9 protein-coding genes are annotated in these 10243 nt (G+C 71.5%); 4 read left to right on the forward strand and 5 right to left on the reverse strand.

All coding sequences use genetic code 11. From position 1 onward, the window contains the following. A partial coding sequence (locus ACY5KJ_RS12945; protein ID WP_462203439.1) for an AfsR/SARP family transcriptional regulator occupies positions 1-1374 on the reverse strand: 1374 nt, incomplete at its 3' end. A gap of 412 nt (positions 1375-1786) precedes the next feature. Between ACY5KJ_RS12945 and ACY5KJ_RS12950 the strand changes: the two genes are divergently transcribed. Beyond that, positions 1787-2512, forward strand: a complete 726-nt coding sequence (locus ACY5KJ_RS12950) for a hypothetical protein (protein ID WP_462203440.1) — start codon at positions 1787-1789, stop codon at positions 2510-2512. A gap of 74 nt (positions 2513-2586) precedes the next feature. After that, positions 2587-3228 carry an SAV_6107 family HEPN domain-containing protein gene (locus ACY5KJ_RS12955; RefSeq protein WP_462188420.1) on the forward strand — a complete coding sequence of 214 codons (642 nt, stop codon included), beginning with the start codon at positions 2587-2589 and terminating at the stop codon, positions 3226-3228. Between the two features lie 77 nt (positions 3229-3305). On the opposite strand, the gene ACY5KJ_RS12960 is transcribed toward ACY5KJ_RS12955, so the two are convergent. Beyond that, the gene (locus ACY5KJ_RS12960; RefSeq protein ID WP_462188413.1) at positions 3306-3539 is read right to left on the reverse strand and encodes a hypothetical protein; all 234 of its coding nucleotides are present in this window, start codon (positions 3537-3539) and stop codon (positions 3306-3308) included. On the opposite strand from ACY5KJ_RS12960, the gene ACY5KJ_RS12965 reads away from it, so the two are divergent. Then, positions 3538-4428: a methyltransferase domain-containing protein gene (locus ACY5KJ_RS12965; RefSeq protein ID WP_462203441.1), complete on the forward strand. Its 891-nt coding sequence runs from the start codon at positions 3538-3540 to the stop codon at positions 4426-4428. The genes ACY5KJ_RS12960 and ACY5KJ_RS12965 overlap by 2 nt on opposite strands. Before the next feature lie 88 nt (positions 4429-4516). Next, complete coding sequence (locus ACY5KJ_RS12970) at positions 4517-4927, forward strand: DUF3040 domain-containing protein (protein ID WP_462203442.1); 411 nt, start codon at positions 4517-4519, stop codon at positions 4925-4927. Here ACY5KJ_RS12970 and ACY5KJ_RS12975 read toward each other — a convergent pair. The 3 genes from ACY5KJ_RS12975 to ACY5KJ_RS12985 are packed head-to-tail and all read right to left on the reverse strand — an operon-like array spanning position 4875 to position 9909. Then, complete coding sequence (locus ACY5KJ_RS12975) at positions 4875-7442, reverse strand: transglutaminase TgpA family protein (RefSeq protein ID WP_462203443.1); 2568 nt, start codon at positions 7440-7442, stop codon at positions 4875-4877. The genes ACY5KJ_RS12970 and ACY5KJ_RS12975 overlap by 53 nt on opposite strands. Next, positions 7439-8857, reverse strand: a complete 1419-nt coding sequence (locus ACY5KJ_RS12980) for a DUF58 domain-containing protein (protein WP_462203444.1) — start codon at positions 8855-8857, stop codon at positions 7439-7441. Before ACY5KJ_RS12980 ends, ACY5KJ_RS12975 begins: the two co-directional genes overlap by 4 nt. 23 nt (positions 8858-8880) lie before the next feature. Then, a complete protein-coding gene (locus tag ACY5KJ_RS12985) occupies positions 8881-9909 on the reverse strand; it encodes an AAA family ATPase (protein ID WP_462203445.1) in 1029 nt (342 codons plus the stop codon). Positions 9910-10243: the final 334 nt, after the last annotated feature.

A 10243-nucleotide genomic window follows, 5' to 3' on the forward strand; every position in this document is an offset into this window, starting at 1 on the left:
ATCCAGCTTGCGCCCGGCGATCTGGATCGCCAGCGGTAGGTAGCCGCACAGACCGACGATGTCGCGCGCGGCCTCGGGTTCGGCGTCGACCCGCTGCGTGCTGACCACCTTGGCCAGCAGCTCCACCGCGTCACTGGGCAGCAGGACGTCCACCATCCAGTACGGGGCGTTCAGGCCGTGCAGCCGCGACCGACTCGTGATGATGACCGCGCAGCCCGGGCTGGTCGGCATCAGCGGCCGGATCTGCGCCTCGCCCCCCGCGTTGTCGAGGATGATCAGAACCTTGCGGGTCACGAGCAGCTCCCGGTACATCTCGCCGAGATCGTCGGGGTCGGCCGGTACCGCGGAGCGGCTGACCCCGAGCGTCTGGACGAACCGGGACAGCACCCGGGCCGGGTCCAGTGGGGTGCTGTTGCCCCGCAGGTCCACGTACAGCGTGTCGGTGAACCCCGTGCGGACGCGATGCGCGACGTGCACGGCCAAGGCGGTCTTGCCGGCGCCGGCCTTACCCGCGAACGCCGCCACCACGGTTCCCCATGACAGCCCGACCGGATCGGTCAGCATGGCGTGCACCTGGGCCTGGATCGTGTCGCGCCCGGTGTATTCGCGGATGTCCGGGGGCAGCTGGTATCCCCCCTGGCTCGTGGGCGCCACGGAGACCGGCCGGTCGAGCGAGCGGGGCGGGGTCCAGACCAGGCTGGACGTGCCGCGCAGCACGTCCTCCTGCAGCTGCTGCAACATCGCGGAGTCCAGCCCCAGGTCGTGCAGTGCCTCCAGGCCCTCTCGGCAGGCCCGGGCCGCGTCCTCGATCCGACCGTCCCGATAGAAGGCGAGAACCAGCTCCCGGCGCAGCCCGTCGTCGTGGGGGTGCCGTGTCACCAGCACGCGCAGATCCCCGATGACCTCGCGATGACGACCCAGGGAGAGGTCGGCGGCGATCCGGGTCGTGACGACGTCGAGCTGGAGTTCGTCGAGGGCGTCCACGTAGGCCCGGGTGAACGGGTAGTCGATCAGGTCGACCAGCGGCGGTCCCCGCCAGAGGGCCTGGGCCTCCTGCAGCGGGGCGATCGCGCTCACCGGGTCACCGTCGTCCACCGCGCGCCGGCCCTGTTCCAGCAGCCGACGGGCCTGTTCGGAGTCGATCTGCTCCGGGCGTACGTCGAGGACGTACCCGGTCCCCTTGCGCAACAGCACCTCGGGCCCGGTCTCCAGCCGCCGCCGCAGCTCGCTGACATGGGTGCGCAATGTGGCCAGCGCCTTCTCCGGCGGTGGATCCCCCCAGATCACCTCCAGCAGCCGGTGACCGGGCACCACCTGACCGGCTTCCAGCAGCAACGCGGCCATCAGCACCTTGCGCTGGGTGCCGCCTAGCACGATGGGTGCCCCCCGGCGGTGATCTCCAACGGGCCGAGGATGGCGAACTGCAGGTTGTCGCGGTCGGGCATCTGGTCCTCTCGTACGACCCCCGGTGATGTCTGTTTACCGCAGCGTGCGCCGGGAGGGGACATGGCGGCAACCACCGATCTGGAACGACCCCTGTCGTTTCCGCGTCAGGCCTGCCCGGTGCCCGGTGCCCGGTGCCCGGTGCGACGCTGGTAGCGGTCCGGCTCCGTGGGGCGTCGCGTGACCCGATCGCGGAATCCGGCTGTTTCGATCAACACATTCTCAATGGTTCTGGTGATTGTGCGTGCAGTGGGCGTTGATCGCTCGGAGGTGCACTGAGCCCACGAAACCGAGGGTGGCAGGCGGCCGGGAGACGGCCGGCGAGGCGGAGGGGGTTGGGAGCATGGCGATCACGGTGCCCAGGAGCCTGGCGAGGCGGCCCGCGTCGGCAGCGGGCCCGGGTCCGGGCCCGGCGGTGGCCCGGACCCGGGCACCGCGGCCGGCGGCCGGGGCGGGCTTTCTCCCGCGGCGGGCCGGCGGACTGCCGCACGAGCTGGTCTTCCGGATCGAGTCGGTGTCCCGGCACGCCTCGGTCCGGCACGTGCACATAGAGACCGGCGAGGGCGCGGTGCTGGCCGACTGGTGGTCGCGGGGCCGGGTCGAGCTGATGGCGGCCGGCCGGCCGTTCGTGCTGGAGACCGATCTCGATGGTTCCGGGATCCGTCTGGTCGAACCCATGGGACGGGTGCCCCTGGCCGCCTTCGAGCCAGGCCGCCACGGGGGCCGGGTGCGCCTGTCGGACGGTGCCACGCTGCGCTGGCTCACGCCGATCCGCGGCGAGTTCGCCAGCGGGCTCGTGGGTCACCGCGACGTGAACATCATCCGGTTTGCGCTGGACGGAACGGCGCTTGTCGTGGCCAATCCGGATGCGCTCGACCCGGGGGTCACCCGGGTGGCCCGGACGCCGGGTGCGGGTTCGGGACATGTCTGTCGGGGGAAAGTCGCGGACCCGCGGCTGGGATGGGTTCCCGACGTGGTAGCCCTGCTCGTCCTCGGCTGGTTTCTTCGGGTGGTCGAGTCCGAGGTCGTCGGATCTTCTCGATCGCGTGTTCGATACCTAGGTGCTTGACGGGCGGCGTCGGAGAGGGTTCACTACTTTGTGATCGAACCTATGTTCGAGATCTGGGAGGTGTCGTGACCACCGTGACCAGTCGGCCGATCAGTGGCTCGATCAGTGGCTCGGACCCGGCGGGAGGAGCGGCCCGCAGTAAGGGCGCGTTCGGCGGCCATGGTGGATCCACCGGGCCGCGCGGTGCGTCCACCGAGCCGGTTGGACGGACCCTGGTGTCGGCGGCGGGGCTGCCCCGCCGCTCCCGTGACGATCTGTTGGTCGCCGCCCGGCGCGGTCTCGGTGAGGCCGAGTACGCCCAGACGACCGGGGATCGCTACGCCCTCGCCCATCTCGCGGCGCTGCGGGCGGCGGCCGCCGTCCTGGCGGACCGGGCCCGGCCCCGTCCCGGTCGTCGCGGTCGGCCCGTGAGTGCCTGGTGCCTGCTTGTCCGGGTGGCCCCCGAGCTCGCGGAGTGGGCGGAGTTCTTCGCGGCGGGGGCCGCCCGGCGATCGGCGGCCGAGGCCGGGCTGAAGGTGGTGACCAGGCGGGAGGCCGACGATCTGATCCATCAGGTCGATCTGTTCATCGGGGTTGTCGAGGGCGTGCTGGGCCTGCCGTCCCAACCAGTGATCGCCGGCACCGGTCCGGTCGGGCGTGGGGAGGTCGCGATGGTCACGCCGCCGAGCCGACCACGGTCAGCCTGCCCTCGGCCCGGCGACGCCCCGGGCGGGTGACGAGCGGTTGCGTTTACGATGAGCATCAGTCACTATCGGTTACCCCCCCGAGGGGCAGTGGCTGGCGGAGCAGGAGATCATCGATGGTCCTCACCGGTTCTGGGCATCGGCACCGCGGCGCGCATCGGGCCGTGCCGTCCGCCGTTGCGCGTCGCAACAGCTGGGTACTGCGGGTCGTAGGGCTGTCGGCTGGCGGGCTGGTCGTCGGGGTTGTCATAGGTCTCACCGTGGGTCAGTGACGCGCCCGGTCCTCCGGCGTGGGCGAGCGGGCTGATGGCGGCGATGCCGGCCTGAGGAGGCACGACGCGCATGACCAGCCATGTCACCGGCGCGGATCTGCGGCAGGCTGCGATCTGGCACGGCCTGCGGACGGTCCTGCCCGGATCGGCAGCGGGGGTTCCGGCCTGGTCGGTGGCCCCGACGGCCGCGACCATCCCGCCGATCATCGTTGCCGCGGGCGGTGGGAGTGGTAGCTTCGCTGTCCCCCTGGCGGTCGAGGGCTACCTGGTGATCGTCGTGGACCCGTCGCCGGACGCCCTGGCAGCGTTGCGCCGTCGCGCCGACGAACGGGGCGTCGCCGACCGGGTCACGGCCGAGCAGGGCGATCTGGGCGACCTGACCGGCATCGTCGGCACCGAGATCGCCGATTTGTTGCTGTGCCACTCCGTCCTCGACGTCGTTGACGATCCCGGGGCCGCGCTGGCGGGGGCCCTGCGGGTGCTGCGCCCGGGAGGCGTCCTCAGCCTCGTCGTCGCGGGCCGGGCTGCCACAGTGCTCGCCCGTGCCCTGGCGGGTCGCTTCGAGCAGGCGCAGGCCGTGCTGACCGGCCAGGGCACCGGGGCGCCCCGGGCGGCCGCCGGGTTCACCACCGCCGAGATCGTCGCGCTGGTGGACGGGGCTGGCGCGGACGTCGTCGACGTCCACGGGGTGCGCGTGTTCGCCGACCTGGTCCCCGGGGCACTGGTCGACTCCGATGCCTTCACCGCGCAGCGGCTGCTACGCCTGGAACTGGCCGCGGCCGCCCGGGAGCCGTTCCGTGACCTCGCGGCACAGCTGCATGTGCTTGCCCGCCGTCGTGCCGCTGGTACCGCTTGTGAAACCGGCACCGCCGGTTCCCGTGATCGTGGATTTCCCGGTATGAAAGACCCCAGTTCGGGCACGGACCAGGTGACGGGAATCGCTCGGTTCCAACCAGCATGACAGGTTGCCTACCGCACCCGCCCGCACATGCCTATCCTTGGTTATCAGGTTCCGTCCGCCGGGCCTACAGGTCGTGGGAGGAGCGTCGATGCCGCTCTCGGAGAACGAGCAGCGCCTGCTGGAGCAGATCGAGCGCGCTCTCGTACAGGACGATCCGAAGTTTGCCAGTACCGTCCGTTCGACGGACCCCCGTACCTACCTGCTGCGCCGGGTGCGCCGCAGCGCGGTCGTCTTCGTCCTCGGTCTGGCCGTCCTGGTCGTCGGCGTGGTGCTCAACCAGGTACCGCTGACGGTGATCCTCGGCATCCTCGGTTTCCTCATGATGTTGTTCGCCGCGCTGCGCGGTGCGGCGGGCCTGCGCCGGATCAGCGGCCGTGACACCGGTCACCGGCGGCCGGGCGGTGTGCAGGGGGGATCGAAGCCGAAGCCGCGGGCTAGGGCTCCGTTCATGGAACGGGTCGAGGAGCGGTGGCGGCGGCGCTGGGAGGACCGTCCCTGACCGGGTCCGGCCAGTCCTGATTGTCATCATTGTCATCGTTCTGAATCGTGGCGGGCGTGGCGGGTGCGTCGTCCCCGCCGCCTCCCTGTCCCGTCCTCGACCGTCCGCGCGCCGAGGTCGGCGCGTCGCGTCGGAGAACCGATGCCGGGGCGATCCGCGCCAACATCCGCCTGGCCCGCGGTGCCAGCACCCACAGCGTGGTGGTGGCCAGGACGACATCCTCGCCGAGGTCTGCGACGGACGGCGGCGCGGCCATCTCCGGTGGCGCGTAGCGGGCCCGCTCCTCCGCGGAGGCCAGCCGGGCGAGTGCCGCGCGGGCCTGCGGGTAGGCCGTGGGGGGCCCGCCGTCCCCGGATTGCCACGCAGACGGTTCCGGGCGGGACCCCGGGGCCTGTGCGGTGGTCGGCTCGGCGTCCAGGTAGGCGGTCAGCCGGGCCACCCCGGCCCGCGGCGAGTCGCTCGGCCGGATCATGATTCCCAGATCCGCGGCGACGTCCAGCAGTTCTGCCCAGGCGTCGTGGACCCGTTCCAGCGTCGCCCCAGACGGGTCTGAAGGATCGTCTTCGGCCGGGCGCAGCCGGACCCGCCTCCGCTGGATCCGGGTGATCGCCGGAACGGCCAGCAGGCCCAGGACGGGCAGGGCACCGCACAGCCAGATCACCCAGGAGGGAATCCCGGTGGAGGTCGATGCGCCATCACCTGACCGCGGGGCGTCCACCGCGGTCGGATCGTCGCCGGGAGCCGGCGTGGAGGTATCCGGCACGGGCACCGGCTCGGGCGCTGCCTGCAGTTCGGTCTGATCCTGATCTTCCGGCAGGGCGGCCTCATTGTCGGGGTCCTCGGGCCCGGCGGGGGCGTAGGACGGCGCCGAGGTGGCTCCGTCGCTGCGGCGGGTCGGCTCGAAGCTGATCCAGCCGATCGACGGGAACCAGACCTCAGGCCAGGCATGCGCCTGCCGGTTGGTGATGACGTAGCTGCCGTCACTCTGCCGCTCCCCGGGGACGAAGCCGATCGCGACCCGGGCGGGTAGGCCCAGTATCCGCACCATGACCGTCATGGCCGAGGCGAACTGCTCGCAGTAGCCGCGGTGGGTGTCGAACAGGAACTGGCTGAGCGCGCCCTCCTGCGTGGTGGGGGCGCCCTGGAGGTCGTAGGTGAACTGCGGCCCCCGCAGGTATTCCTGGATCGCGTACACCTTTTCATAGGGGGTGCGCGCATCCGCGGTCACGGCCTTGGTGAGCTGGCGCAGCTGGGGATCGAGATTGTCAGGGAGCGCGGTCGCGATGTCGAGCGAGTCCGGGATCGGCCCGGTCGCGGCCTGAAGTTGCGCGCTCGTGGGATTCGGCACCACCGCGTCCACCTGGTAGTGCGCGTTCGCCGTCGAGGCCCGGGTCGAGAAGATCGTGCCTGTCGGGCTCGTCAGCCGCCAGTCGCCGGTCAGCCCCTCGATCCGGGTTGGGATGCCCGGAACCGGCAGATACAGCTCGTTGAACCGCCCGGTGACGGCCACTTCCGCACGCACCGACTGGGTGGTGCCGCCCGTCCGTGGTTTCGGTAGTCCCTCGCTGACCCGGTTCTCCCGGGTGGCGTTCAACGCCCGCAGGGTGAACAGCTGGCCGTCGAAGTTCTCCAGCGCCGTCAGTCGCAGATACTCCGGCTTGTCGAAGCGCACCCGAAGCAGGGGCACCTCCGTGCTGGCGTGCAGCTGCTGGCTCACCGAGACGATCGGCTGCACGACGCTGGCTGAACTCGGACTGTCCCCGGCGCCGGATCCACCCTTGCGCGACACTAGTCCCTCGCCGTCAAGGGACGGCAGGCCCAACGGCACCGCGATCGCAGCGACCAGCGCGGTGACGGCGACCCCGAGCGCGCCCACGGCGAGGCGACCGCCGAACATCTCGACGCCGGCCCTCCGCTGGTCGGAGACGGTCCGGTCCCATCGCCCGTACGCCAACCGCCCGTCGAGCAGGAGCAGGGCGATGAAGCTCACCGCGCCGAGTAGGAAGGGCACCGTGCCGACGCCCCCGGGCAGAATCGCCGCCGACACCGCATACAGCGCCAGCAGCGGAAGGCCGCCGAGCGTCGGGTGGTCGAACTTCACCACGATCAGATCGACGATCATGACCAGGAGGTAGACGCCGATCACCGTGAGGACCACCAGGCCCGGCCGATCGGGCACCGGCGCGGCCAGCCGTGAGATGTCGGAGCCGCCGGCGGAGATGAGCGTGCGCAGCGTCTTGACCGTGGTGGCGGTCGGCAGGAAGCCCAGCAACGCCGTCGACCGCGCGGACAGCACGGTGACGGTGCCGATGAGGCCGACCAGACTGAGCAGGATCCCGGCCGCCGCCGGCAGCAGGAGCAGGCGGCTCGCCACCCCCGTCCCGACGGCCACGGCCGTGGCGACGAGTACCGGCCCGAACCACCAGAGGACACCCTCGAACAGACGGGTCAGCGCGCTGGTGGACAGCAGACAGACGACGGTGACGATCACTGTGGGCACCGGGCGGGCGTTCACGGCACCGACCGTCCGCCGATGTGGAGACCGCCGCTGTGCCCCGTTGCCCCGGTGAGTCCCACGGTCCCGGTGAGTCCCGTTGCCCCGGTGAGTCCCACGGTCCCGGCACGTCCGGAGACTCCGGCGGCACTCGAGGCACCGACGCCGCCCGTGCCCCGGGCCCGGGCGGCGACCCGCGGCCACATCGCCGCGAGGCTGGTGCCCGCCGCCGCGACAAGGACCGCCCAGCCGGCGCGGGTGAGCACCGCGTGCGTCGTTCCGAGGTCGGCGGCGATCTTCGGGGCCGCCGCGGCGGTGCTCCAGCTGGCCACGTCGACGAGCACCGCGATCGCCGGGGCGCTGCGGGGCCGCAGCCCGGCCAGCGCGGCGGCAGTGGGCGCATCGGTGTGGCCGAGGACGGCGACAAACATGCCGCCGTGATCGGCCTGCCTGCGGCCGGCCGCGAGCGATGGGTGCAGGGACTCGGTGGGGGCGGGCGTCAGCGTTGAAAGCTCGTCGAGGAGCCCGCCGACGGTACCCCCCGCGGCGATGGCCGCCAGCCCCTGATCGGCCAGCAGTCGGACCCGGTACCCGCCCCGGACGAGGTGGACGCCGATCGCCCCGACCGCGCTCACCGCCCACTCGAACGATGCTGAGGGGCCTCTGTCGGGCCACGCCCGGGCCCGGGTGTCGATCAGGATAGTCGCCCCGCCCGTCTGCGGGTGCTCCTCGCGCCGGACCATCAGCTCGCCGCGGCGGGCGGTTGTCTTCCAATGCACCTTGCGCAGGTCGTCGCCGGACCGGTACGGACGGGTCGTCGTCTCGTTCTCACCCGCGAGCCCGGTCGGGCGGCGCAGCTGGGTGCTGACACGCGCGGCACCGGTCGGGCGGGCCGACGGCAGCCGCTCGATCGGGGGGGCCACGACCAGCTCGTCCAGGCTGCGGAAACTGCGCGACAGTTCGCACAGCCCGAACGGGTCACCGAGGCGGATCGCCATCGGTCCGATCTGGTAGCGACCGCGCATCCCCGCGTGCAGGACATAGGACAGGTCCCGGCTGCCACCGGGCTCGATCCGGCCGAGTACGAACCGGACCCCGCCGCCCAGCCCGTCCGCGGCGGCGTCCTCCACCAGGAGCACCGACGACGGCGACCGGCTGACGTTTTCCAGTCTGATCCGGACCGAGACCCGGTCCCCGGCGGTCACCCGGCTCGGTTCGAGCCGGCGGGTGCAGGCGAGCCGGTAGCGGGTCCGGCAGACGAAGGCCGCCGCGAGCACGGGGAGGAGAATGAGGAGCAGGCCGATCCGCAGCAGGTCCTGCTCGCCGAGCACGGCCGCGGACGCCGCGCAGGCGATGCCGGCGGCGACGAACGACCGGCCGCGGATCGTCAGGCCACGCAGCGCCGCGACAAAGTCGCGCACCCGGAGGTTCCGCACCCGGAGGTTCCACACACGGAGCTCTAACGGCCGTGCCGGGTTGGGCGTGCCGTACCGGGACGAAGGATCGGAATCCGGCGCAGGACGTCGGTCAGGATGCGGGCGGCGACCTCGATCGTCGGCTCTCCGGAGAGCATGATCTCGGGCTGCAGCAGTAGGCGGTGCGCCATGACCGGGACAGCCATCTCCTGAACGTCGTCGGGGAGGACGAAACCGCGCTGGTCCAGGGCCGCGCGGGCTCGGGCAGCACGGATGAGATGCAGCGCCGCCCGGGGGGACGCGCCGAGCGCGATCTCAGGATGCGTGCGGGTCCCGCCGACCAGGTCGACGATGTAGTGGCGCGCTTCGGGCGAGACGTGCACCGTGCGGACGAGTGCGATCAGCTTGGCGATCTCGGCGGCGTCGGTGACCGGGGTGATGCCGGCCAGCGGGTTGGCGTTGCCGTGGCTGTCGAGCATCTCCAGCTCGGCCGCGGGGGAGGGGTAGCCCATCGAGATCCGGGCGGTGAAACGGTCGCGCTGGGCCTCCGGCAACGCCCGGGTGCCCTCCATCTCCACCGGGTTCTGGGTCGCGATCACCATGAAGGGCGACTCGAGCCGGTAGGTGACGCCGTCGACCGTGACCTGGTGTTCTTCCATGCATTCGAGGAGCGCCGACTGCGCCTTCGGCTCGGCGCGGTTGATCTCGTCGCCGACGACGATGTTGGCGAACACCGGACCGGGACGGAACTCGAAGTCACGGGTGCCCTGGTTGTAGACGCTGACCCCGGTGACGTCGCTGGGGAGCAGGTCCGGAGTGAACTGGATGCGGCGTACCCGGGCGTCGATGGACCGTGCGAGGGCCTTGGCGAGCATGGTCTTGCCGACCCCGGGGACGTCCTCGATCAGCAGATGGCCCTCGGACAGCAGCACGACCAGGGCCGCCGTGATCGCCTCGGACTTGCCGTCGATGACCGTCTCGATGCTGGCCCGCACCCGGTTGGTGACATCGGCGAGATGGCCGATGTCGGTCACCGGGTCACGCCAGTGCAGAAGACCAGGGTCGGTCACCACGAGTTTGGCCCCCCTCCGGGTGTCGAGTGTCGGGATGCGTCGCGCGTCGGGATGCGCGAACCCGGCCCCGGTGGGACCTGTCCCCCCCCGAGTGTGACATCCACCGCGGGCGTGCAGGCCGTGGTGGTCGAGGAAACATGCCTCGAACCGGAGCCCGACAGGAGATGAGGGGTAGGTGTCTGTATCTGATCGGCCTCGCCGGGACGGCGGGTGAGACCGAATGTTCCTTCATCCACCAGAGTCATTTGTACTGATTTTTTGCGACTTATACCACCTTCTTCTTAGGTAGCGCGGGCGACCCCCAATAGAGGGGGTTCGGTGGGGTGATACGGGG

It is taken from the genome of Frankia sp. CcWB3, from assembly GCF_977927595.1.